Origin of the sequence: Rhizobium sp. LjRoot258, assembly GCF_964254185.1 — a bacterium.
Classification (GTDB): domain Bacteria; phylum Pseudomonadota; class Alphaproteobacteria; order Rhizobiales; family Rhizobiaceae; genus Rhizobium.
In genome coordinates this window covers 3,796,608-3,823,004 of record NZ_CAXUST020000001.1, presented here as the reverse complement: position 1 = coordinate 3,823,004, position 26,397 = coordinate 3,796,608, and the positions used below count along the sequence as shown (strand labels likewise).

General features: G+C 60.1%; 13 protein-coding genes. 6 read left to right on the top strand and 7 right to left on the bottom strand.

The features are described from left to right. Positions 1-67: 67 nt before the first annotated feature. From htpX to purH, 4 genes are all read left to right on the top strand, one after another. Positions 68-1,030, top strand: a complete 963-nt coding sequence (gene htpX / locus ACSQ9D_RS18725; RefSeq protein ID WP_436283410.1) for a zinc metalloprotease HtpX — start codon at positions 68-70, stop codon at positions 1,028-1,030. Then, positions 1,021-2,415: an RsmB/NOP family class I SAM-dependent RNA methyltransferase gene (locus ACSQ9D_RS18720; protein ID WP_436283409.1), complete on the top strand. Its 1,395-nt coding sequence runs from the start codon at positions 1,021-1,023 to the stop codon at positions 2,413-2,415. Before htpX ends, ACSQ9D_RS18720 begins: the two co-directional genes overlap by 10 nt. Positions 2,416-2,525: 110 nt before the next feature. After that, positions 2,526-4,190 (top strand): heparinase II/III family protein, encoded by a 1,665-nt coding sequence (locus ACSQ9D_RS18715; RefSeq protein ID WP_436283408.1) that lies wholly within the window; start codon positions 2,526-2,528, stop codon positions 4,188-4,190. Between the two features lie 96 nt (positions 4,191-4,286). Beyond that, entirely contained in the window at positions 4,287-5,903 is a 1,617-nt protein-coding gene (purH, locus tag ACSQ9D_RS18710) for a bifunctional phosphoribosylaminoimidazolecarboxamide formyltransferase/IMP cyclohydrolase (protein ID WP_436283407.1), read from the top strand. Between the two features lie 15 nt (positions 5,904-5,918). Here the strand turns inward: purH and ACSQ9D_RS18705 are convergent, their stop codons facing one another. Together ACSQ9D_RS18705 and ACSQ9D_RS18700 are read right to left on the bottom strand one after the other, a co-directional pair. Next, on the bottom strand, positions 5,919-7,307 hold the full coding sequence (locus ACSQ9D_RS18705; protein WP_436283877.1) for an MFS transporter: 1,389 nt from the start codon (positions 7,305-7,307) through the stop codon (positions 5,919-5,921). A 27-nt stretch (positions 7,308-7,334) separates the two neighbouring features. After that, positions 7,335-12,110, bottom strand: coding sequence for an NAD-glutamate dehydrogenase (locus tag ACSQ9D_RS18700; protein ID WP_436283406.1), 4,776 nt, complete (start codon positions 12,108-12,110; stop codon positions 7,335-7,337). Between the two features lie 252 nt (positions 12,111-12,362). Between ACSQ9D_RS18700 and pdxY the strand changes: the two genes are divergently transcribed. Both pdxY and ACSQ9D_RS18690 read left to right on the top strand, forming a co-directional pair. Further along, positions 12,363-13,238, top strand: coding sequence for a pyridoxal kinase PdxY (gene pdxY / locus ACSQ9D_RS18695; RefSeq protein WP_436283405.1), 876 nt, complete (start codon positions 12,363-12,365; stop codon positions 13,236-13,238). A 73-nt stretch (positions 13,239-13,311) separates the two neighbouring features. Then, positions 13,312-13,953 carry a carbonic anhydrase gene (locus tag ACSQ9D_RS18690; protein ID WP_436283404.1) on the top strand — a complete coding sequence of 214 codons (642 nt, stop codon included), beginning with the start codon at positions 13,312-13,314 and terminating at the stop codon, positions 13,951-13,953. Positions 13,954-14,011: 58 nt separating this feature from the next. Here ACSQ9D_RS18690 and ACSQ9D_RS18685 read toward each other — a convergent pair whose 3' ends face one another. The 5 genes from ACSQ9D_RS18685 to ACSQ9D_RS18665 form a co-directional block, all read right to left on the bottom strand. Continuing rightward, complete coding sequence (locus tag ACSQ9D_RS18685) at positions 14,012-14,830, bottom strand: lytic murein transglycosylase (RefSeq protein ID WP_436283403.1); 819 nt, start codon at positions 14,828-14,830, stop codon at positions 14,012-14,014. A 173-nt stretch (positions 14,831-15,003) separates the two neighbouring features. Then, positions 15,004-16,038: an aspartate-semialdehyde dehydrogenase gene (locus tag ACSQ9D_RS18680; RefSeq protein WP_037116674.1), complete on the bottom strand. Its 1,035-nt coding sequence runs from the start codon at positions 16,036-16,038 to the stop codon at positions 15,004-15,006. Positions 16,039-16,150: 112 nt separating this feature from the next. Continuing rightward, entirely contained in the window at positions 16,151-16,381 is a 231-nt protein-coding gene (locus ACSQ9D_RS18675) for a hypothetical protein (RefSeq protein WP_436283402.1), read from the bottom strand. An 11-nt stretch (positions 16,382-16,392) separates the two neighbouring features. Next, positions 16,393-17,613, bottom strand: coding sequence for an OpgC family protein (locus ACSQ9D_RS18670; protein WP_436283401.1), 1,221 nt, complete (start codon positions 17,611-17,613; stop codon positions 16,393-16,395). Positions 17,614-17,712: 99 nt separating this feature from the next. Further along, positions 17,713-26,232, bottom strand: coding sequence for a GH36-type glycosyl hydrolase domain-containing protein (locus ACSQ9D_RS18665; protein ID WP_436283400.1), 8,520 nt, complete (start codon positions 26,230-26,232; stop codon positions 17,713-17,715). Positions 26,233-26,397: the final 165 nt, after the last annotated feature.

Below are 26,397 nucleotides of genomic sequence, written 5' to 3'. Positions count from 1 at the left end.
GCGCCGGCGCCGCAATTGAAACCCTGTAGCCTTGTGCGGTCTGCTTAGGGGTATTTTGGAGATAGCGATGAACCTCATCCGTACAGCCATGTTGCTCGCCTTCATGACCGCTTTGTTCATGGCCCTCGGCTTTCTGATTGGCGGGCGCGGCGGCATGATGATTGCGTTCGTGATCGCCGCTGGCATGAACTTCTTTTCCTACTGGAATTCCGACCGCATGGTGCTTTCGGCCTATCACGCGCAGGAGATAGACGAGCGCAATGCGCCGGAGTTCTTCGCAATCATAAGGGATCTGGCGCGTAATGCCGGCCTGCCCATGCCGAAGGTCTATCTTTACGACAGCCCGCAACCAAACGCCTTCGCGACGGGTCGCAATCCTGAGAACGCTGCCGTTGCTGCCTCCACCGGCTTATTGAGCGCGCTGACACCGGAAGAGGTCGCCGGCGTCATGGCGCATGAGCTCGCCCACGTGCAAAACCGCGATACCCTGACGATGACGATCACGGCGACGCTCGCCGGCGCGATCTCCATGCTGGGCAATTTTGCGTTCTTCTTCAGTGGCAACCGGGAAAACAACAACAATCCGCTCGGTTTCATAGGGGTGTTGCTGGCGATGATTGTCGCGCCGCTTGCCGCGATGATGGTTCAGATGGCCATCAGCCGGACGCGCGAATACTCGGCCGATCGCCGTGGCGCGGAGATTTGCGGCAATCCGCTGTGGCTTGCTTCGGCACTTGGCAAGATCGCGCGGAGCGCCTCGCATGTGCCGAACTACGATGCCGAGCGCAACCCGGCAACCGCCCATATGTTCATCATCAATCCGCTGACCGGCGCCGGCATGGATAACCTGTTCTCCACACACCCCAACACGGAAAACCGGATTGCGGCGCTGCAGGAAATGGCACGCAGCGGGATGAATGTCTCGACGCCGCCGGCTCGCGCTGATAATCCGATGCGCAAATCGCGCTCGGTTCCGGATACCGGTCTTGATCGCGGTGGTTCACAACCGCCGAAAGGTCCGTGGTCTTGAATTCAGACGGCAAGAAAAAGACATTTCGTAAACCAAGGCCTTCCAGCTCGGGGCCCGTCTTTGGGCCGGCAAAACCTGGATTGCAGGTTCGTGCCGCCGCCGCCAAGATCCTGGCAGCGGTCGTTGACCGGAAGCTCCCGCTCGACGGCGCGTTGGACAATGAGCATGGCAATCCGGCTTACAAGGCTCTCAACGAGGGTGACCGCGCATTGGTGCGCGCCATTCTCAATACGACGTTGCGCCATTTGCCACGCATAGATGCCGCGATCTCCCGCCTGCTTGAATCGCCGCTTCCCGAAGGCGCGCGGGCATTGCATCATGTTCTCGCGATCGCCGCGGCGCAGATCCTCTACCTCGATGTGCCGGATCACGCCGCGGTCGATCTCGCGGTCGAGCAATCACATCAAGACCCGCGCAATCGTCGCTTTGCCAAGTTGGTAAACGCTGTCCTACGCCGTCTTGGCCGCGAGAAAGAGGAGGTCCTTGCGACGATCAACGCCATTCCGGTGATGCCGGACTGGTTTCTTCAAAGGCTCGAAAAGGCCTACGGCAAGGAGAAGGCACAGTCGATTTCTCAATCGCAGCTCGAGCCGGCAGCGATCGATCTTACTGTCAAGGCCGATGCGCAAGGCTGGGCGCAACGTTTGGGTGGTTTTGCGCTGCCGACCGGCGGTGTGCGGCTGGCCGCCTTCGAGGGCAGTATTCCCTCCCTCGAGGGATTTGCGGAGGGCGCATGGTGGGTTCAGGACGCAGCCGCCAGTATCCCCGCTCAACTCTTTGGTGACCTGACAGGGAAACGGGTTGCCGATCTATGTGCGGCCCCTGGCGGAAAGACGGCCCAACTGGTGTTCGCTGGCGGCGACGTCACGGCGGTCGAGCAATCCGAAAACCGTATCAAGCGTTTGCGGGCCAATCTCGATCGGCTGGGACTGAGTGCCGAAACGGTCGCTAGCGACCTGACGAAGTACGAGCCGGCGGAGCTTTTCGACGCGATACTACTGGATGCGCCTTGCTCATCGACGGGGACGACGCGCCGGCATCCGGATGTTCTCTGGGCCAAGGGACCGGCAGACATAGCGAAACTTGCAGTGCTTCAGGAGCGCCTGCTGCGCCACGCACTCACCTTGCTGAAGCCGGGTGGAACAATCGTCTTTTCCAATTGCTCGCTTGATCCCACCGAGGGAGAAGAGGTCGCAGCCCGCGTCCTTTCGGATACACCGATGGTCGAGCGCGTTGCAATTGATGCCAAGCGTTGGCCGGGGCTCGAGTCTGCTATCAGTCCCCTCGGCGAATTCCGCACGACACCTGACATGCTGGAGGTGCCCTCCGGTTTTGCGGGTGGTCTCGATGGCTTCTACGCCGTCGTCATGCGCCGTGTTGCCTGATCGAAAGGCAACTGGCATAGTTGAGCACCTGTCATAATTTGATACGTAAGTGTCACTGATTCCGGGCTTATTCACTTATTCTTAACGACGCGGGTCAATAGACGATAGATATGTGGTCCGGGTTCTCGACTCTTTACGTGGGAGAAGCTTGGCGGCGCACCCTGTGCCGCGGAGCAATCCTGCGGCTGCGTATCTTCCGCCATACGATTCACGCTCCGGAGCGCTTAATCGTCGCTCCCACCGATCTGCGTGCGGTTGATCCGCATGTGGCCGAAGAGATTTTGAACGGCCGCTTCCCGCTTGCCGGACGCCTTCTCGAAACAGGCGGCAAGTCGCCTTTCAATTTCAGTCTTCCGTCCCGATCCTTCGCGCTGCGACTTCATAACTTCGGCTGGCTTCGCCACATGCGGACCAAGAAGAGTGACCTTCACTCGAGCGTTGCCCGCTCCATCGTCAACAACTGGCTATCGCTGCATGGCGGCCGCATCGAAGGTATTGCCTGGGAGATCGATGTTACAGCGCAGCGCGTGATTGCCTGGCTCTCGCATTCTCCCGTTGTTCTTCACAATGCCGATCGCGGCTTCTATCGCCGCTTCTTGCGCTCACTTGCCTTTCAAGTCCGCTTTCTACGGCGAATTGCAAAGTACGCTCCGCCCGGAGAGGTTCGCTTCCGGTTGCGGATTGCCCTCGCGATGGCCTCCATTGCAATGCCGACACGTGCAGGTGCGCTCCGACGCGCCGCTGAAGCATTGGACCACGAGTTCGACAGCCAGATTCTGCCTGACGGAGGCCATGTCTCGCGCAATCCGCGAGTCGGGTTGGAATTGCTCCTCGATCTCCTTCCGCTGAGGCAAACTTACGTCAATCTGGGCCATGACCTGCCGCAGAAGCTGATCTCCGGCATCGATCGGATGTATCCGGCTCTGCGCTTCTTCAGGCATCAGGATGGCGATCTCGCGCTTTTCAACGGCGCGACGTCGACCCTCGCGACGGAACTGATGTCGTTGCTGCGGTATGACGAGACTGCGGGCGATCCCTTCAAGGCGATGCCCCATTCGCGCTATCAGCGGCTGGCCGCGGGAAGAACCGTGGTCATTGCCGATACCGGTTTGCCGCCCGCTGGAAATTTGTCCAGCACGGCGCATGCCGGTTGCCTGTCGTTTGAGATGTCCTCGGGGCGTCACCGCTTCATCGTCAATTCGGGATCGCCGAAATTTGCCGGCCGGCGTTACGTGCAGATTGCACGAACGACTGCCGCGCATAGTACCGTGACGGTTAACGACACGTCGTCCAGCCGTTTTGCACCGTCCGACTTCATCGCGAATGTGATCACCGATGGCGTGAAGACTGTGAGTGTCGATCGCGCGCTCGCCGATGATGGACGCGACGTGATCAAGGCGAGCCACGACGGCTACCTCAACGCCTTTGGCGTTCTGCATGAGCGAGAGCTGACCCTGAACGCCACGGGATTGATCGTTACCGGCTGTGATCGGCTTGTCGCGCCGGAAGGCAAGGTCGATGAGGCCGTGCGTGCCGTGGCGCGCTTCCATGCCCACCCCTCGATCAATCTGAAGCAGCTCGACAAAGAGTCGGTGATGATGACAGCGCCCGATGGCGAGACATGGCTGTTCTCCTCGCCCGGCAACGAGGTGTTGATCGGCGAGGACGTCTTCTTCGCGGACGCCTCGGGTATCTGCGGATCCGATCAGATGGAGATCGCCTTCTCCTACCCTGACCGGCCGGAAATACGCTGGTTTTTATCACGCAAGAGCTAGTGACTGTTTTCGCGGACGCAAAGCTGTGCTAACGCGGCGCCATCATCCGCTTATCCCTCGCCGGATATCTCCTGAAGACGAAAACGGAGAAGCCTCATGGCCGTTGTTTCCAAGAAAATCCCCGCACCCGACAAAGTCGACGTCAGGACTGCGTTGCTTTCGGTATCTGATAAGACCGGTATCGTCGAGCTCGCGCGCGCACTTGCCGATAGGGGTGTTCGCCTCCTGTCGACCGGGGGCACTCATAAGGCAATTGCAGCGGCCGGACTTGCGGTGATCGATGTCTCCGACGTCACAGGTTTTCCCGAGATCATGGATGGTCGCGTCAAGACGTTGCACCCGAAAGTGCATGGCGGCCTGCTTGCCATCCGCGACGATGCGGAACACCAAGCGGCGATGAAGGCGCACGGCATCGAGGGTATCGATCTCGTCGTCATCAATCTATATCCGTTCGAGGACGTCCGTGCCGCCGGCGGGGACTACCCGACGACCGTCGAGAATATCGATATCGGCGGTCCGGCGATGATCCGCGCGTCGGCCAAGAACCACGCCTATGTCACCATCCTGACCGACCCAGCGGACTATCCCGAACTGCTCGAGCAGCTTACTTCCGGTGGCGGCCAGACGGTACACGCGTTCCGCCAGCAGATGGCAGCCAAGGCCTTCGCGCGCACGGCGGCCTATGACGCAATGATCTCCAACTGGTTTGCCGAGGCGCTTTCGATCGACACGCCGAGACACCGCGTCATTGGCGGCGTCCTCAAGGAAGAGATGCGCTACGGCGAGAATCCGCACCAGAAGGCGGCGTTCTATGTTACGGGCGAACGCCGTGCCGGCGTTGCCACGGCGTCACTGCTTCAGGGCAAGCAGCTCTCCTACAACAACATCAACGACACTGATGCGGCTTACGAGCTTGTCGCAGAGTTCCTGCCCGAGAAATCCGCGGCCTGCGCGATTATCAAGCATGCAAACCCCTGCGGCGTGGCGACTGCTTCCGGCCTGCTTGAGGCCTACAAGCGCGCGCTTGCCTGCGATTCCGTCTCTGCCTTCGGTGGCATCATCGCGCTTAACCGGACGCTTGACGCTGAAACGGCCGAAGAGATCATCAAACTCTTTACCGAGGTCATCATCGCGCCCGATGTGACTGAGGAGGCAAAGGCCATCGTCGCGCGCAAGGCAAACCTCCGCCTGCTCACGGCAGGCGGCCTCCCGGATCCGCGGGCTGCCGGTCTCACGGCGAAAACCGTCTCCGGCGGCTTGCTCGTGCAGAGCCGCGACAATGGCATGGTCGAAGACCTGGAACTGAAGGTGGTCACCAAGCGGGCACCGACGCAGCAGGAACTCGAAGACATGACGTTTGCCTTCAAAGTGGCCAAGCATGTCAAGTCGAACGCCGTGGTCTATGCGAAGGACGGGCAGACGGCCGGCATTGGGGCAGGCCAGATGAGCCGCGTGGATTCTGCGCGCATCGCCGGCTTGAAAGCCGAGGAAGCGGCGAGGGCCCTTGGCCTGGCAGAGCCGCTGACGCGCGGTTCGGCCGTAGCCTCGGAGGCATTCCTGCCCTTCGCCGATGGTTTGCTGTCAATGATTGCGGCTGGTGCGACGGCGGTCATCCAGCCCGGCGGGTCGATGCGCGACCAGGAAGTGATCGACGCTGCCAATGAGCACAATGTCGCGATGGTCTTTACCGGAATGCGGCACTTCCGCCACTGAGCGGTAGCCCTGCCGCTACGCCCTGTCTGCAGGATAGGGCGTTCGGACAAGCAGGACGAGCCCTGCGGCCAGGAAGAGCACAAGCGTTGCCATTCCGAGCCGCGACGAGCCAGTCATGTAGGTCACGGCGGAAAACAACAGCGTCGCCATGAAGCTCGTGGCGCGTCCCGAAAGCGCATAGATGCCGAAATAGCGGCCCGCCTCGTTCAGGCTTACGCTCCGCGCGAGGTAGGACCTCGACGATGCCTGCACCGGGCCGAACGCAAGGCCGATCAGCAGGCCGTAGGCAATGTACGCTTTCTCGGCCGCCGTCCCGAAGAGGCCGCCGGAATCGACGGTTGGCAACTCGAATAAGCCGAAGAGCGTATATCCCGGCCCCGTTGACACAATGCCAATAGTCGCGAGCAGCAACATCGTCAAGCTGATGATGATCGTCGATTTGGAGCCAATGCGCCGGTCCACCCGACCTGCAATGATGCAGCCGAAAATCGCAACGATGTTAAGAATAATCCCGTAGATCCCGATCTCGATCGTCGCCCATCCGAACATTCCGGCGGCAAACGCTCCACCGAGTATCAGCAGTCCGTTGACGCCGTCCTGATAGATCATTCGCGCTATCAGGAAGTGAAGGATGCCTCGGCGGTGCCTTAGCTCGCCAAGCGTGTTTTTCAGCTCGGCAAGGCCAGTACGGACGGCGGCGCCGAACGGAAGGCCCTTGCTTATGTCCGGCGTGAAAAAGAACATCGGAAGAACAAAGATCAGGTACCAGACGGCCGAGATCGGCCCGGTGATGCGGGCATCCTCGCCCTGGTGTGGATCGAGACCAAACAAGGGCTCGAGACCGAGAATCGTTTTGCCGGATTCGAGACTTCCCGCAAGCAGGACCACCACGGCGATCAGTACGATCATCCCGCCAAGATAACCGAGACCCCAGGCCGTATTGGATAGTTTGCCGACCTCGTCTTTGCTGACAAGCCGCGGCATCATGGAGTCGTTGAAGACGATTGAGAACTCGGCTGCGATCGACGCCAGGATCATGAAGGTGACTGGATAGATCAGCGGCGAACCCGGTGCCGCAAACCAGAGGCCGAAGAGGCTTGCAATCTTGATGACGGCAAAGAAAGCGATCCACGGCTTTCGCGCGCCGGACTGGTCGGCGATCGATCCGAGGACGGGCGATAAAATGGCGATGATCACCGAGGAGATCGTCGCCATGTTGCTCCACATCGCCTGGGCGGAGACCGGATCTGCTGTCAGGCGTGACACGAAGTAAGGCCCGAAGATGAACGTTGTCACGACCGTGAAGAACGGCTGGGCCGCCCAGTCAAAGAGCATCCAGCCCCAGATGCCCTTTTCCGATGCCCTAGCCGGCTGAGTTCCCGTCCAGTCGATCCGATTCACAATCCGCTCCTGATTCCGAGCGGAACTGTGTCACCTCGTCCCGTCGCGCGCAAGATCGGTCAACAGACCTGCGGCGACAGTGATCCGGGCAAGATTCGGATCGCCGCTGTCACTCAACCCGGATAGTTCTTCTGCAATCCGGTTGATCCTGACGCGATCGCTGGCATGCCAAGCCTGGACCGGAAGCTTGTCCTTCCCATGGTTGGCAAGTGCCGAAATGACGATATCGCGCCTCGCACTGGCGATCTGGTCGATACTGCGTGCCAGCGCCAGGTTCTCGTAATGGTCGGCTGTGATGATCCGCGATCCGGCGGCGAGCAACCGCCCGATCCGGAAGGTCTGGGACACGGCAAAATAGCTTTCCGCGGCGCGAGCCAGCGGTTCGCCCGTGCGTTCGGCGATCTGCATGATCTCGGGCACGAGCGCAAAGCCGAGCAGCCCCGAGATCTCGCCGGCCAGCTTATCCGGCACGCCGGCGTCGCGATATTCCTGCTGGCGCGCCTCGAGCTCTGGCACCGTCTGGTTGGCGAAAATCGGCTTGAGCTTCTTCAGAGCAGTCTGAAGTCCTTCAATCGTAGCGGCCATATCGCCCTTGACCATCTGTGTCTTCAGAAGGAGGCGCGTCAGCAGCGTGAAGGTGTGGCTGATTTCCTCGTAGATGCGGTTCTGCATCTGGCCGCCAATCTTGCCGTCCAACGCATCCGTTTCCGTCCAAAGCCGTCCAAGATCAAAGCCGTCACGGGCGATGATTGCCGCCCGAACGACCTCAGGCGCGGATGCTGCGGTGGCATCCATCATGCTGACAGCAAAGCCGGGGCCGCCTCGGTTGATGGCCTCGTTGGCGAGCACAGTCGCAATGATCTCGCGTTTCAGACGATGGGCGTCGATGTCAGACGCGTTCGTCTTCCGCATCTTTGCGGGGAAGTAGTTCGAAAGTGTTGCAGCGAAATAGGGATCGTCAGGCAAATCGCTGGCTGCCAGGGCATCGAACAATACGATCTTTGCATAGGAAAGCAGAACGCCGATCTCGGGTCGGGTCAGTGGCTTGCCTGCCGCATAGCGCTCGGCAAGGACCGTATCGTCGGGTAGCGTCTCCACCTTGCGGTTCAATTGCTTGGCGCCTTCGAACACCGTCATGAGCCGGGCAAGTTCCAGCCCGTTGGCTGTGCCCTTGCGCTCAATCAGCGAAATCGCCAGAGACTGCAAATAGTTGTTCCTGAGCACCAGCTTTCCGACTTCCTCCGTCATCGATGACAGCAGCTGGTCGCGCTTTGCCCGCGTGAGGCGATTATCGTGCATCGCAGCGGCAAGCGCGATCTTGATGTTGACCTCGACGTCCGACGTGTTGACGCCGGCCGAATTGTCAATCGCGTCGGAATTGCAGCGCCCGCCCCTGAGTCCGTAGGCGATACGGCCCTTCTGCGTGACACCAAGATTTGCGCCCTCGCCGATCACCTTGGCGCGCACGTCTTCCGCCGCTACCCGAATGGGGTCATTGGCACGGTCGCCGACCTCGGCGTCTGTTTCCGACGGCGCTTTGACGTAAGTGCCGATACCGCCGAACCAGAGCAGATCGACCGGGCTCTTCAAAATGGCCGTCATGATCTCGAACGGCGTTGCCACGGCCTTGTCGATGCCGATCGCAGCCATCGCTTCGGGCGTCAGTGTGACGGACTTTGCCGATCGCGAAATGATCATGGCGCCCTTCGAAAGGACACCCTTGTCGAAATCCTGCCAGCTCGACCGCGCCAGATTGAAAAGCCGCTGCCGTTCGGCAAGGGTCTCCTCCATGTCCGGATCGGGATCGATGAAGATGTCGCGGTGGTCGAAAGCGGCGACCAACCGGATTTTTGGCGACAGCAGCATGCCGTTGCCAAACACGTCGCCGGACATGTCACCGACGCCTGCAACTGTGAACGGCGTGGTCTGGATGTCGATGTCCATTTCACGGAAATGTCGCTTCACCGTTTCCCAGGCGCCGCGTGCAGTAATGCCCATCTTCTTGTGGTCGTACCCAGCCGAGCCGCCTGAAGCGAAGGCGTCGTCAAGCCAGAAGCCAGCTTCCTGCGCGAGAGCGTTGGCAGTATCCGAGAAGGTTGCGGTTCCCTTGTCGGCTGCCACGACGAAATAGGGGTCGTCGCCGTCGAGCCTTACCGTGTCCTTCGGGGGCACGATATCGGCGCCACTGATGTTGTCGGTGATCGACAGCAGCGTGCGAATATAAGTCTTGTAAGCTTCGCGACCGGCGTTGAAGATCTCGTCGCGGCTGCCGCCGACCGGGAGCTTCTTCGGATAGAAGCCACCTTTCGCGCCAACCGGCACGATGACCGCGTTTTTGACCTGTTGCGCTTTCACAAGCCCCAGCACTTCGGTTCGATAGTCCTCAGCGCGGTCGGACCAACGCAGGCCGCCACGGGCCACCTTGCCGAAGCGCAGGTGTACGCCTTCGACTTCGACGCCATAGACGAACATCTCGCGGAATGGCCGTGGTTCGGGCAATCCGTCGACCAGATTGGGGTCAAGCTTGAAAGCCAGCATCGCTTTCGGTGAGCCGTCTTGATTGCGCTGGAAGTAGTTGGTCCTCAGTGTCGCGTCCACGACGTTGACGTAGCGGCGCAGGATTCGATCGTCGTCGAGGCTAGGCACGTCGGAAAGCGCCGCCTCTATCTTTTCATGCCGTTCGCTCGCCTTCTTCATCCGCGTCTTGTCGGTGATCTTGGGATCGAGCGTGTCGTGGAATAGCCGGAAGACCATCGCCGCGATTGCCGGATATTTGTCAAGCGTCGTTGCGATATAGTCCAGCGAGTAAGGAATACCCGCTTGGCGCAGATAACGTGCGTAGGCGCGAAGCACGCTGGTTTCGCGCGCCGTCAGTCCCGCAGAGACGATCAGCCGGTTGAAGTTGTCATTGTCGATGACTCCGCTGAAAGCTGCGAGGAAGGCTTCCTCCAACGTCGCTCCATGTCGGTGGAGGTCGATTTCAATGCCGCCTCGAGCTTCGAGCTCCATATCATGCAGCACGACCAGCTTCTCCGAGCCGTCGGGCAGGGTCACATCGATATCGAAGGTTCCTTCGCTGATGACGTTGAAACCCAGGTTCTCAAGCAATGGGACGCGGCGGGACAAGGCGAGTTGGCCGCCAGAGTGGAAGATCTTCAGGCACAGGAGTTCAACGCCGTCCTTTTCTCGCGTGTAGAAAGCGATACGGATCGGTTCTCCAGCTGCGCATGCAGCAATGTCCCCCAGATCGCCAAAGGTCTCTTCCGGCGTGAAGAGATCCTGAAAGGCGTGACTGACCTGCAGGCGTGGCGCCTTCGGCCCGGCAAGGGTTTCGAAGCGATCATCCCAGCGTGCGGTGATGGCGCGAATAGCTTCCTCTAGCTTTGCCTGTGGCACGCGTGGCGTCTTGCCCCAGGACCGGCCAATGATGAAGTGTACGCGGGCAACGCCGCCTTCAGGAAAGGCCGGGTAATAAGCCGAGACACGGCCATCATAGACGGTCTTCAGATAGGCTCCGATCTTCTCACGCACGATCGAATCGTACTCTTCGCGCGGCACGTAAACGATCACTGAAACGAAACGGTCGAAATGATCGATGCGGGGCAGGACGCGAACGCGCGGCCGGTCGGCGAGATCGTTGATCTGCTCGGCGAAGCCGGCCAGAAGCATCGTGTCGATCTGGAAGAGGTCGTCGCGCGGATAGGATTCCAGCGTATTGTCCAGCATACGGCCCGAGTGGCTCATCGGGTCGAAGCCGAAGTGTTCCTTCACCCGCTCGATTTTGGAACGGAGCAGCGGGATATCGCTGGCGAGGGATGTGTAGGCGGTCGAGGTGAAGAGGCCGACAATGCGCAACTCGCCGGTCACATTCCCGTCGGCGTCAAAGCGCTTGACCCCGACATAGTCCATATAGGCGCGACGATGGACGATCGACTTCACGTTGGCCTTGGTAACGATCAGGAAATCCGGGCCATCCAGGAATGCCAGGATTTCCGGTGTTGTCGTAACAGCGTCCTTGCCGGTGCGCAGAACAAGCACGTCGGGGTTCGAAAGAATGCCGAGACCGGTGCCCTTGTCACGCTCCACCTTCGCGCTGGCGCCTTTTCCGGAATAGACATACTCACGCATCCCCAGGAACGTGAAGTTTGCATCGCGTAGCCACGTCAGAAAGGCAAGCGCTTCATCCCGTTCCGCCTTCCTACGGCTGGCATTGTAGGCGGAAAGCTCATCGATCACCGTTCCGAGCTTCTCCAGCATGGGCCTCCAATCGGACACCGTCACGCGCACCTGCTCGACCACGGTCTTCACCCGCTTGATGAGGTCGGCGGCCTGGGCCGCCGTCAGAGGCGCAAGGTGCAGCTGGATATGGCTGACGCGATTGACCGGCTCGCTCGGGAGATCAGCGGAGTAAAGTTCCGGCGCTTTGCCTTCCTCCAGCACTAGGATCGGGTGCACGGCCATATAGAGGTCGCGATAGCTGCTGGTGACCTCGCCCATCACCGATTCATACAGGAACGGCATGTTGTGGTCGGTGACCGAGAGAATGGATACGGCAACACCGTCAGGCTCCACATCGGCGATGGTATCGATGGTGATGCGCGCCGAATTGCCCGCCCAGGCTGCTAATTCCTTCGCCGAATGCACGGCAGAAAGCGCCAGCATTTCGGGTGTGTAGTGTTCCAGATCGTCGCCGCTGGCGCGGCCGAACAAAAACTCGGGATCGAGAGAGGTTTCCCCGGTTGCCGCCGCGATTTTGGTCGCGCTTTCGAGCTGTTTTTCTCGTTTCGGATTGTTTCGACCAGCCATCGCAGATACTCCTCATCTCCTCGATTTGGCGCAAAATAGCAGAAGATTTGACGAAAGAATCTCTAAAAGAGCGCATTTCGGGGCAGCTTTCATGCGTTTTTGGCCACCGGAACGCAGATTCTCGAAAGATTTTGCTTCGTCGTAGACATGTGGAATTTCTCGGAGCCGACGTTTTCATGCCTGTGTGAAGAGCAGTTGACAGTGAAGCCGCAAAAAGGGGATCAACGTTCATCGAAAGCCGAGTGGAGCATCATGTCGGAAAACGCCGCAGGAACTGTCATCGTTATCTCGAGCCACGTTGTCCGCGGTTCCGTCGGAAATCGTGCGGCGGTCTTTGCATTAGAGACTCTAGGCCATCAGGTCTGGGCACTGCCGACGATCGTGCTTCCGTGGCACCCCGGCCACGGCCCGTCGACAAGGCTCACATTTGCGCAAGCCGATTTTGATGCGGCGATCGACGATCTCATCCGCGCGCCCTGGATCGGCGAAGTGAAGGCTGTTCTCTCGGGGTATTTCGGCAATGCCGCGCAGGCGCGCTCGGTTGCCCGGCTGGTGACGGCTTTGCGGGAGCGGAAGCCGGAGCTGCTGTATGTCTGTGATCCGGTCATGGGGGATCTGGGCGGTCTATACGTGCCGCAGGCAACGGCCGAGGCAATCAGGGATCATCTGATACCGCTCGCTTCGCTTGCAACGCCCAATCGATACGAACTCGCCTGGCTCGCTGGTGCTCCGCTGGAGGACAATACAGCGATCATGGATGCTGCCCTATCGCTGGGACCGTCGCGCATGCTGGTGACCTCCGCCGTGCCCATGATGGCTGGCGGCACAGGGAATCTCTATCTCTCGGGGCGCCATGCGCTGCTGGCGGAACATCGCCTTATCGACAAGCCGCCGAATGGCCTTGGTGATCTTCTCGCGGCGCTGTTTCTATCGCGGCTTCTCTCCGGCATGGAGGATGAGAAGGCGCTTCAGCTTGCAACGGCGAGCGTCTACGAGGTGCTTGCCCGGGCAGTGAAGCGGGGCAGTGATGAATTGACACTGGCAAGCGACTCGTCGAGCCTGGCAACGCCGATGGCGATGGTCCAGATGCGACGCTTGTTACACCCGGCACAAAGGCGCAAGAGGTAGCGGTCACGCACCCGCATTTGCTATCTTGCAGTGCGATATTGATCTTGGGGGGCGTAGGCTGTAATCGAAGATCATGCAGCGTTTTCCAAACACCCTTCTGGACGGTTATCGCAACTTTATGAACGGGCGTTATGCGGACGCCCGCGATCGCTATAGGACACTGGCGGAGCACGGCCAGAATCCAAATACGCTGGTGGTCGCCTGTTCGGACTCGCGCGCTGCCCCCGAACTGATTTTCGACGCAGGCCCCGGTGAACTTTTCGTCATCCGGAATGTTGCCAACATGGTGCCGCCCTATCAGCCGGATGGCCATTTCCACGCGACGTCGGCAGCGCTGGAATTTGCGGTCCAGGTGCTGAAGGTTCAAGATATCGTCGTCATGGGTCATGGCCGTTGCGGGGGTATTCGGGCGGCGCTGGACCCGAATGCTGAGCCCCTGTCGCCGGGCGACTTTATCGGACGCTGGATGTCGCTCGTCAGGCCTGCGGCTGAGCAGATCGGCGCAAATGACGTCATGACCCTCGCCGAGCGCCAAACCGCCCTCGAGCGCGTGTCGATCCGCAATTCGATCGAGAATCTCAGGACGTTTCCGGACATCAAGGCCTTAGAAGACGCCGGCAAGATAGCGCTTCACGGTGCCTGGTTTGACATTTCGACCGGAGAGCTGTGGGTTATGGATGCTGAAACCCGTGACTTCATTCGCCCTGACGTCTAGGCCAAAATAAAAAGCGCCGAACTTCCGTTCGGCGCTCTTGGCGTACGTTGAACTCTTTTCAGTTGCCGTCGATCTGCTGGCCGATGTAGGCGATTGCCTGCTGGTAGACCGTCGCCGCGTTCCAGCCGGCAATGGCTGCGAAGTTGGGCTCGCCTGGCTGATAGCCGGCACCAGCCTGCCAACCATGGCCGTTCAGGAAGTTGGCAGTCGAGGCAAGCGCGTCAGCGCGTGAGCCAACCATATCGATGCGGCCGTCGCCATCGCCATCGGCGCCGAAGCGCACGACATTGCGCGGCAGGAACTGCGTCTGTCCGATCTCGCCGTGGGCTGCGCCGCGCGCCTGCGGGCTGAGGTAACCCTCCGAGACGAGTTGCAGCGCTGCGTATAGCTGGTCGGTGAAGTAATCAGAGCGCCGGCAATCATAAGCGAGCGTCGACACGGCCGACAGCGTGTGCTGGTTGCCCATGTAGCTGCCGAATCCAGTCTCCATGCCCCAAATCGCGATCAGCGGGCCGGCTGGAACACCAAAGCGGCGTTCGATCGATGCAAAGAGGGCTGCATTGGAGCGCTTCATCCCCTTGCCGCGTGAAATGATTGTCGCGCCGCCACGCTTCTGCATGAAGGCATCGAAGGAAAGCTTGAAGCTCTTCTGGCCGCGGTCGGCGGCAATTGTGGGCCTGTTATAGGCGACGTTCGCGAAGGCGCGATCAAGAATCGAGGGGCTGACACCGTGTGTCGCAGCCTCTTGTTTGAACTCGCCAACCCAGGCCTCGAACCCGGCACCGTTGTTGCCGCACTGGGCGGCCCTGGCGGCTGCAGGAACTGCGTGGAGAATGCAGGCGGCCGCAGCTACCAGCAAAAATTTTGTCATGCGCATGGAGATACCCCGATCCCGATCTGACTAGCCTTCAAACCGGGCCAGCGGCCCGCTTTCGGCAATGTTGTCACCATCTTTGAATTGGCAAGCGCGGGAAGCCAAAAACAGCAAACCCGCGCCAAGCAAGCCCTATCTTAATAAGCGGGACTTAACAAATCACAGTTAACAGTTGGTTAGGCTGCCTTCTTGCGCGGCTTCACAAGTCCGCGATTGATAAGCAGCTCGGCGATCTGTATCGCGTTGAGAGCAGCCCCCTTGCGGAGGTTGTCGGAAACCACCCAAATATTCAGGCCGTTCTCGACCGTCGCGTCCTCGCGGATGCGCGAGATGTAGGTCGCGTCTTCGCCGGCAGACTCGTACGGCGTGATGTAGCCGCCGTTCTCGCGCTTATCGATGACGAGGCAGCCGGGAGCTTCGCGCAGGATGTCGCGAGCCTGATCGGCGGTGATCTCGTTCTCGAATTCGATGTTGACCGATTCAGAGTGGCCGATGAAGACCGGAACGCGAACTGCCGTGCAGGTCACCTTGATCTTCGGATCGAGCATCTTCTTGGTCTCGGCGAGAACCTTCCACTCTTCCTTCGTGTAACCGTCTTCCATGAAGCTGTCGATGTGGGGGATGACGTTGAAGGCAATGCGCTTCGTGAACTTCTTGTTCTCGATCGGATCCGCGACGAAGACGGCGCGCGTTTGGTTGAACAGCTCGTCCATGCCGTCCTTGCCGGCACCGGAAACGGACTGATAGGTCGAAACGACCACGCGCTTGATCTTGGCGAAGTCGTGCAGCGGCTTGAGTGCCACGACGAGCTGCGCAGTCGAGCAGTTCGGATTGGCAATGATGTTGCGCTTGTTGAATTGGGTAATGGCGTCCGGGTTCACTTCCGGAACGATCAGCGGCACGTCCGCGTCGTAGCGCCATGCCGACGAGTTGTCGATGACGACGCAGCCTTGGGCGCCGATCTTGGGCGACCACTTCTTGGAAACCTCGCCGCCGGCCGACATCAGGCAGATGTCGGTATCGGAGAAGTCGTAGTTTTCAAGGTTGGAGACCTTCAGCGTCTTGTCGCCGTAGGAAACTTCAGTGCCCTGCGAACGCGCAGACGCAAGCGCTACGACTTCGTCCGCCGGGAAACCGCGCTCGGAGAGGATGTTGAGCATTTCCCGGCCAACATTTCCGGTCGCTCCCGCAACTGCAACTTTAAAACCCATTTCTCAAGCTCTCTTTCTCTTCTCTCCTCTTATCCGGTGAGGGGGAAGCGCGAAAACATCGCGGCTTCCTTGTCCCCAGCCGGGCCGGGGAGAGAGCGGCAGGCCAGAGACGTCAGACGGTTTTCGTCGTCGTTTTGGCCTTGGTTTTGGAAGAAACCGGAACCGCAATACCCATCCCGGCACTTTGTGCCCGGTCATTGCATGCAGCAATGGAGTGTTCGTCGCGAACCATGGATATCCCTTTTCCGCCGTTGCTCTTAAAAGGTTTTCCACAGGAGTCAAGGTTTTTGCGATCAGATACGGCAGCTTGGCGGCGAATGGACGGTCTTCCAGCAGCCCTCATGCCGCCGGCGTCTAGCGCCGATCCCGCGAACGATCGACGCGCACGGGAACCGGAACCATGCTTCGGTCGGGCAATCGCCTATGGCTCCCCGTCTCAAGCCTGCGCTTGCGCTCAAGATGGTAGGCGTAGGCGAACTGGATCGCGATGCCGATGACCACGAAGACTGGGCCGACGATCTGATCGTGGTTGTTGATGTAGAGCACGACCTGACCAACCATCGCCAGAATGGTGCCGGCGACGAAGATGCTCAGCGAATGGCGACCGAGGACGGTCAGTGGATTGTCCGTGGACCGTTGAAGCAGGCGTGATATTACCGGAATATTGATGACGAGATAGGTCAACGCCAAAACGTGCAGCAGCCTCGGTAGCGACAGGAACGTCTTGTCGAAGCCCGTCAGTACGGGCGGCAGCCCGAGCGATGTCAGTGCGATTCCGAAGCTCCAGAGCTGACCGACAACCCAGGCAAAGGACAACACGATATAGGCAGCCGCGAGCGCAAAAAGAATTGGGTGCTGCGGCAGTTTGCCGCCGCGGCGCACATGCATCATTCCGACGATGCCGATCGTAAAGAGGAACTGCCAGGACAACGGATTGAGGAACCAGTAGCCTTCGATCAGCATGTTATGCGGAGCAATCTCGTAAACGCCGGCAAACAGCCAGACAGTGCCCGAAACGGCGAGGGCAAGGAGGGGGCTTGCCGCGTTGAGCAGAAGGATGATCGGGATCATCAACATCAACGCGCCATACATCGGCAGGATGTTGTTGTAGCCGATCTGATGCCCGAGCAGCAGCAACGAGGGGATCCCGGCCTTCAAATTGGTGAGGACGGCAAGGATGTTGATCTCACACAAAAGCCCGGGCCGATGGAAGATCCATGCGCCGGTAAGAAACAGGGCGAGCGTCATGAATGTCGTGATCATGTGAGCCAGGTAAAGCGTGAATGCTCGCTTCGTGGCTTTTGTTGCCGTCTGCAGCCACGCGCCTGGCTGAAAGCGCGATCCGTAGGCAAGGCCGACGGCAATGCCCGAGATCAGGACAAAGCCTTCGGCCGCATCGGAGAAGCCGAAATTCTTGGTTGTGAGGTTCTCGAAAATCTGACCGGGAACATGATTGATGAAAATCGTGATGAGCGCGAGCCCGCGCAGAACGTCCAATCGCGTGTCACGTTTCGGCGTCGCTACCGTCACAGAACTTTGCTTGGCGCTGATCGTTCCTTCGAGCGCTATTGCCATGGACTTCTCCTGCTTTCCGATTTGCAAACGCAGTTGCGGCCAAAAGCGTTCCCTTTTGGCCGCAACGAATCGCCGGATGATTAGCGTGGAAAAATGCTGTTATCCGACCGGATATCCCTCGTCGGGATCGGTGACTTCGCGTCCGTTGATGGTGACACCGTAACCTTTCGGATGGGACGATTTTGAGACCGAAATGAGATATTTAGCACCCGCATGCTCGATCTCGGCAGAGAAGCCGTCCCATGTGCTCGGCAGTGCCGGACGTACGTACAAGCGACCGTCCTTTACCCGGATACCAAGGATGCCCTCGGTCACCGCCCGGTAGAGCCAGCCGGCTGAGCCCGTGTACCACGTCCAGCCGCCGCGCCCGGTGAGCGTGCCCTCGCCGTAGACATCAGCCGCGATGATGTAGGGTTCGACGCGATAGCGCTCAGCCGAAACCGGGTCACGCGCATGGCTGATCGGATTGAGCAGTTCGAAACAACGCAGAGCGTCATCGCCACGGCCAAGCTCGGCCAGCGCCATGACGACCCAGGTCGCGGCATGGGTGTACTGACCACCGTTTTCGCGAACACCTGGCGGGTAGGCCTTGATGTAGCCCGGATCCTTAGCCGAGTTAGCAAAGGGCGGGGTAAAGAGGCGGATGATCCGCGCTTCGGGATCGACCAGCTTATCCAAGACCGAGTTCATCGCCTTCGCGGCATGCGCTGGATCTCCTTCGCCGGATAGCACGCTCCAGGACTGGGCGATCGAGTCGATCTGGCATTCGAGGCTTTCCTTCGAACCAAGCAAGCTGCCGTCGTCAAACGTACCACGCCTGTAGTAGGCGCCATCCCAAGCGGCAGTTTCAAGCGCAGCCTTGAGCTCGGTCAGGTGCTTGGTCCACCGCTCGACCCGTGCCGTGTCGCCACGCTCCTGCGCATAGGCGGTGAACGAGCGCAGCGCGCCCGCAAGGAACCAGCCGAGCCAGACGCTAGTTCCCTGGCCGCCGATGCCGACGCGGTTCATGCCATCGTTCCAATCGCCGCCAAGGAACAACGGCAGCCCGTTCTTTCCCTTCCGGGCGATCGCGAGATCAAGCGCGATGGCGGCGTGTTCGTAGACGCTCGCCTTGTCGTCGGAGACCTCCGGCAGATAGAAGGAATCGTGCTGGCCCTCGAGGAGCGCCGGCCCTTCCAGGAAGGCGAGTTGCTCGTCAAGGACGCTCTTGTCGCTCGTAACGCTGCAGTAGTGATGGATCGCGTAGGCGAGCCAAACAACGTCGTCCGAAATCAATGTCCGGACGCCGGCGCCGGTGCCGGGCAGCCACCAGTGCTGCACGTCACCTTCACGGAACTGACGCGAGGCGGCGTTCAGGATCTGCTTGCGGGCAATCGACGGCTCATGGATGACGAATGCCAACGTATCCTGCAACTGGTCGCGGAAGCCGAAGGCACCGCTCGCCTGATAGAAGGCCGTACGCGCCATGATGCGGCAGCCAAGACTCTGGTAGGGCAGCCAGGTATTGATCAGATTGTTCATGCTCTGATCGGGCGTGAAAACCTGCAGCTTCCCAGTGAAACCCTGCCAGAAGGCACGGTTTGCCTGGACAACGTCCTCGAAGGCGATCTTGCGGATATCGCTGATCAACGCCCTCGCCTCGGCCTTCGTCGTGGTATCGCCGAGGAAGAAGCAGACATCCCGCTCCTCGTCGGGTCCGATCTCGATATCGATCGCCAGAACCGCTGCCGGGTCGCCGTCGAGTTCGGTCGTGCCGGAAAGGTTGGCCCCCGAACTCAGTGCCTGCGGTGTCTGGATCGTACCTGTTTTGCCAATAAATTCTCGACGGCTGGCGGTAAAGCTCGACGGCTTCTCGCTGGCCACAAAGAAAGTCACGCGACCGGAATAATCGATGCTGTAGTTGTTGCTCGCCAGCAGCGCGCCCGTCTCCTCGTCGTGCTCAGAGAGGATGAACGGTGCAGACTTCTGCGCGTTGTTGCCCAAAACCCACTCGACGTAGCCGTAGAGCCGCAGCTTTCTTGGTCTGGAGCCGGTATTGCGTAGCCGGATCCGCTGCAGCTTGACCGGTTTCTCGCGATCGACGGTTTGCGTGACCTCAAGCGCGATTTCGTTCTGGACGCTGGAGAATACGGAATAGCCCAGACCATGTCGTGCTTCGAAGCGAATATCCTGCCGCTCCGAGAGGCTCGCGAACGGGGTCAACACCGCGCCGCTCTCGCGATCGACGACGTAAATCGCTTCGCCCGGGCGGTTGATGACCGCGTCATTCGACCACGAGGTCAACTGATAATCGCGCGAGTTTACACTCCACGTGAAACCCGCTCCTTCCGCAGACACGTGGAAGCCGAATTTCTCATTCGAGATCACATTGATCCACGGATGAGGCGTCGCGTGACCCCCAGGAAGACGCACGACATATTCGCGACCATCGACGGCAAAGCCGCCGATGCCGTTCCAGAAATTAAGGTCGCCTTCCTCCTCGATCACCACCTTTGACGGCCGTGAGGCGGGTGCCGCGGCGACCAGCTTGACAGGCGTCTTTGCCCGGTCGGCGCGTTCCAGTTCCTGCTGCTCTTCCTTGCTTGGGGAAAAGAGCGCGACGGCGCGATTGATCTGATCGATGATCTTGCCGTTCTTGGCGTGGAAGGTCACGCGCGAGGCGGAGATGAGGGCGTGATATGTCGATTCTTCCATCAGATCCTTGCGGACCGTGAAAATGTGCTGACGCAAGCCATCGGCCTGACCCATACGGCGAACGTTCTCTGCCATCTGGTCGACGGCGTGCTGCATGTCCTGCGCATAGGATGAGGCGCGCTCGTTCATGATGACCAGATCGGCGGTGACGCCACGCGAGCGGAGGTATTCCTGCGCAAGCAATGCCTCTCTGACAATGTCGAGATCCATGTCATCGTTGACTCGCAGGGTGAAGATCGGGAAATCCCCCGAAATTGCCAGCGGCCAAAGCGACGACTGCGACTGCATGCCGGCGGCGACTGCGGCCGCATCGGCGCGCAGATACATATCCGGATAAACCAGGTGGCGGCCGAGATGCTGGAAGGCTGCCGCCTGCTGCGACGTGACGCCGACATGGCGCATCTGCACCTGCGTGCGGGTCCATGCCTGGACGAGCTCGTGGTTGAAGGCGTCCGCGTGGCGATACCGATCAACCGCCTGGTCCACCTCATTGCGGCTCGGGGCAGCAATAGTCCAGAAGATGACGCTGACTTTCTTGCCGGGCGGCACGCGGACCGTGCGGCGAAGGGAGAGAACCGGATCGAGCACGAAGCCGTCGGTGCCGGAAAGGGTCGCGCCTGGGTCGAAAGCGGCAGCATTGGAGAGGGGGCGTCCCCGTCCGAGGAACTTGCGGCGGTCGGTCTCGAACTCGGTGTGGCGCGAAGAACCGGAGTTGTCGACGATAAGGTGGGCAACGGCCATGTTCGGTTCGTTCGGATCGCGCTTGTTGCGCTCGACGCGGATGACGTCACCGCGTTTGCCGATTTCCGTCCTGACAAACATCCGGGCAAATGCCGGGTGTGCGTTGTCGACATCATCCGTCGCCAGAACCGGTTCGAGATACGAGGTCACCTCGATGAAGCGATCCTCCGTCCCGGTGTTGACGAGCGTCAGGCGTCGGCCTTCGGCGTCGTGCTCAGTGGCGACGATGCACTCGACCTCACTGGTAAGGTCACCGACGGTCTTGGTGAACTCCGCCTTTTCGTCGGCGAGGAGAACCCTGACCTGCTCGCCTTCGACGCTTTTTGGCTCCGCGGTCGCCGACCACCATTCGTTGGTTGCGGTATCGCGCAGGAAGATGAAGCTACCCCAGCGATCCTCGGTTGGATCGGCTTTCCAACGGGAGACCGACTGGCCGTTCCACCTGGAATAGCCGGCGCCGGTTGCGGTCAGCATCAGCGAGTAATGGCCGTTCGAGAGGAAGACCAGCTCGCGGTCGCGCGATGCCGGATCATAGATCTTGCGCAGTTCAGGACGCAACAGGTCATCCTGGATGCTGGCTGGCGTATCGGACTCGTGCTTGCCACTCATGACCGGAATATCCCGCGGTGCCTTCTCCTGGAGAAGGAGCTCGGCAGCCTCGATCACCGGATCCGAGTGGAAGAGTTCGCGCAAGTGGCCGTTGAAGGCGACGTTCGCGACGGCCGCGATCGACATGCCATGATGGTGAGCATAGTAGTTGTAGACGACCGCGCAAGTCTTGCCTTCGGGCACGCGGGTCGGCGTAAAATCGACGGCGTCGTGGAAGCCGAACTTGCCGAGCGCGCCGAGCTTGCGCAGGCGCTGAAGGTTCTCAAGCGCCGCGTCAGGATCGTACTGGCTGGCGAGGATCGAAGCATAGGGCGCGATAACCGCGTTGTGGCCAAGGCCACGCTTCAGGCCGAGCGACGGTACGCCGAAGTTCGTGTACTGGTAGTTCAGGTTGTGGTCTCGTGCATTGAACGCCGCTTCCGAAATACCCCACGGAATCCCCAGCTTGCGAGCATGGTTCATCTGCTCGACGACGACCAGATTGTTGGTCTGGTTGAGGATGCCTCCGCCACGCTCCTGCATGACGAGCGGCGGCATGAGGTACTCGAACATCGAGCCGGACCAGGAGACGAGTGCACCGCGCGAGCCAACCGGAACGACCTGGCGGCCGAGTCGGTACCAATGCTCGGTCGGCAAGTCGCCCTTGGCGATACCGAACAGGCTGGTGAGGCGGCATTCCGACGCCAGCAGGTCATAGCACGCCTGATCGAGTTCGCCGCTTTCCACACGGTAGCCGATGGAGAGCAGGCGCCGCTCGGGTCGGAACAGGAAACCGAAGTCCATCGAGAAGGCGAGGTCGCGTGCCTTGTCGCGCAAGGCAGTCAGGCGTGGGCGCAACGCGTCGATGTTGGATAGATCAAAAGTGCTGTCGGAGATGTGGGCTTCGCAGATCTTGACCAGAGATTCCGCCCAGCGCGTGACTTCCACGCTCAAAGCAGACTTTACTTCGTGGTCGAGGTTGGCAGCGAGCTTCTGGATATCACGTGCCAGTACGGCAAGGTTGATGATGCGAATGGATGCGAACTCGTGCTCGCGCTTGACTGCAGCCAGCGCGTTCTGGAAGCCGATGATGCGTTCCTCCAGGCGACGGCGCAGCGGGCGAACCGTCTTGCGATCGTCTGGCAGCTCGGACAGCACTTCTGCAAGGATGCCGGCAGTATCGCCGACGCCGTCGAGGTTGCCCTGCATATGAGCTGACGGCGCTTCCGCCCAGTCGCGGCAGGCGGACGAGATCGCGATGAGGTGGCCAGCAAGGTTGCCGCTATCGACTGCGGAAACATAGCGCGGTCCAAGCGTCTCGAGCGTGTCGGTGTGATACCAATTGAACAGGTGCCCGCGAAACTTCTCCATCCTGTCGATCGTTGCGATCGTCTGTTCGAGCCGCTCGATGGTTTCCTCGAAGGAGAACCATCCGAAATGGCGGCCGGAGACGACGGATAGCAGGTAGACGCCGATATTGGTCGGAGATGTGCGCGTCGCCACGATCACATGCGGCGTTTCCTGAACGTTGTCCGGCGGCAGGTAGTTCTGGTCGGCGGTCGTGAACGTCTCGAAATATCGCCACGTGCGGCGGGCAATCTTGCGGAGTTCGCTGGAAACGGAATCGGCGACCTCCAGCCGGTCTTCGGTCTCGGCAGACTGGCTGACATAGTAGGCGACCAGTGGCGACAGGAACCAGAGAAGAGCAAAAGGAACGCCGACGAGATAGGCGTTGTCGCCGGAAAGTGCGGCAAAGCCGAGCGCGAGCAGGGCCAGCACCGGGGCGTGCCACATTGCCTTGTAGTAAGACCGGATCGTTCCCTGCTTGCCGGCCTGGACACTGGCTGCCGTTCGCCACTGCAGCATCAGCTTGTGGCTGAAAAGCAGGCGATAGAGCGAGCGACCGATGGCATCGGCCATCATGCAAGCGGAATCGGCGATGAAGACGATCCGCAGGGCCACTTGGGCATTGGCCGCGCGGATGTCGGACCAAACGGTGTAAAGGTGAGCCGTCGCGACGATATCGCTGGTGCGCGGAATGATGCCGTGGATCAGCGAGAGCGTGGGAGCGACGAAGAGGCAGAAAATTAAGAAGATCTGCCAGACGAGCGCGCCAAGTGGGCTCATGAAATACCAGCCGAGCACCGAGGCGAAAAACCAGGCGATCGGCGTCAGAGAGCGGCGGAGGTTGTCGAACATCTTCCAGCGGCCGAGCCCGGTCACGCCGTGCTTCGGATTGAACATGTACGGCAACAGCTGCCAGTCGCCACGCGCCCAACGATGTTGGCGCGAGGTTTCGACCTCGTAACGGATCGGGAAATCTTCGACGAGCTCCAGATCGGTGACCAGCGCGCAACGGGCCATCGAACCCTCGAGCAGGTCGTGGCTGAGCACCGCGTTTTCCTCGATGCGCCCCTTCAGCGACGCTTCAAAGGCATCGACGTGATAAAGGCCCTTGCCGGTGAAAGTGCCCTCACCCGCCAGATCCTGATAGACGTCAGAGACGGTGAAGACGTAGGGGTCGAGGCCGCGGTTGATCGAGAACACGCGCTGGAAGACCGAAGCGTCCTTGCCTGTTGTCAGGGATGGGGTAACGCGCGGCTGCAGCACGCCATAGCCGCTTTCGACGCGACCCGTAGCCGGATTGATGACCGGACGGTTGATCGGATGGTAGAGCTTGCCTGCGAGCTTCGTGACCGCATCGCGCATGAGGCGTGTGTCGGCATCGAGCGTCATCACGTACTGAACGTTTGCCGGTACGACATTTGCACCCGGAAGGTAGGTCGTATCGCGGTCGCCGCGAAGCAGTACGTTCAATTCGTGCAGCTTGCCGCGCTTGCGTTCCCATCCCATCCAGGCACCTTCGGACGGGTTGTAGAGCCGGCGGCGATGCAAGAGATAGAAACGCGTCTTGCCATCAAAAGCATAGCGCGCCGAGAGGTTTGCGACTTCGCGGCGAGCGTAGTCCAGAACCTCGAGATCGGCAGGGGTTTCCTCGACCTGGCTGTCGGGCCAGTCACTGAGCAGCGCGAAGTAGATTTCGCCGCGCGGGTTGGCGAGGTAGTGGACCTCGAGATTTCGGACCAGCTCATCGACGCTGTCACGGTTGGAGATAAGGCAGGGAACGACCAGAAGCGTGCGGGCTTCCTCGGGAATGCCTTCCTTGAATTCATAGCCGACCAGTCGAGCCGGTGTGACGAAGAACGACAGCACGGTGTTGAAGAGACCGGTCGCTCCTTCGGAGGCCGGAAGCGAGAACATGATCAGCAGGATCGCGATTTCCAGCGGCCCCATGCCTGCATTGGCCATGAACTTGCCGACGATCGCCATCGCGATGATAGTGAGCAGGATCACCGGAGCGGCGATCGACAGCCAATTGAATCGGCGAACAGCGCGGACAAAATGCTGCGTCGGCGTTGGGCGGTAGTTCGATTGCGCCTCGAGTTTTGGCCGTTGGGCACCGGTGAGGAAGCCACCGACGTTTGGTTCATGTGGCTGCGTCTCGCCGGAGGCCTTGGCCTCCTCAGTCATATCGAGCGCCAGCTGGGCAATTTCCATTTCCGACAGTGGCGAGCGCTTGGCCAGCTTTTCGATCTGCTTGCGGTATTTGTTGCGCGAGCCGGAATCAAGGTCACCGTAGTCGGAATGGTCCCACAGCAGCTTGTCAACATGGCTCACCTGCTCGACCCAGACCGACCATTCGGTGTCGTCGATCTCGCGAAGACTGCGGATGATGTTGCCCATCGTGACATTGCCGGAGGACAGGCGGCTATGCTCCGCCATCGTCGCCTCTTCGGTGTCACGGCCGAGGGCTTCAAGACGCTCGTCCAGCCATGTGATCGCCACGCTGGACGCTTGCGAGCCGTCGCGCATGCGATAGAGGAACTGCGTCGCAAAGGTGTTGTCTTCTGCAAGAGACTCGAGCGACTTAAGATACTCGGCCGCCTTTGCCGGGTCCGTCAGCCGCACAAGCTCATCTGCAGCCTCGTTGGCGCGCCGACGCAACCGACGGCTGCGCTCGACGCGGATCGAAATGCGACGCAGGTTTTCCACGAGCACATAGCGAACAAGCGACGGCAGTGCCCAGAGTTCACCGATCCTCAGCGTTTCGCTCTGCTGGAAGCCATCGACGAGGGCCGTCAGGCTTTGCTGTGAGATCGTGCTGTGGGTGTGGGCGACATAAAGCCACGCGAGTGCCAGGGTGCGCGGAATCTGCACACCGCTGATGTCGATCGTCGGCAGTTCCCGATAAAAGCGCCGCGGGAAGTCCCGACGGATTTCCTGGATCGCTTCCTCGACAATGTAGTGGTTGTCGAGCAGCCATTCCGCTGCGGGAGTGATCGTTTCACCCGATTCCACGTCCGTTGCCGTGGTGCGGTAGACCCGCAGGATTTCCTTCTCGTTTTCCTTATGCCGCGCGAAGAAATCGAAGGGCGCAAAAGCGGGCAGGAAATCGACGCCGCGGGCGGCGACGGAGGCGCCTATTGCCTTGATATCCTCGATGGAAAGATAGGTTGAGCGGATCGAGTCGTTATGATCGATCTGCTTCGTTTCGGACTCGCGGGACGGGCTCGGAGACGTGGCGGAAATGGACATGGGTTCGGTTCTGGATCCAAACAAAGTTATGATGATTTTGCGTAGCCTTTTGCACTGCCAAATATGACTGCCGCATGAACAGCGCCGAGGTTTCCTGATCCCGGACAGCAAGATCGAAGCGGCATTCAACCGACGGTGCGAAACGGTCTAAACGCGACCTATGTG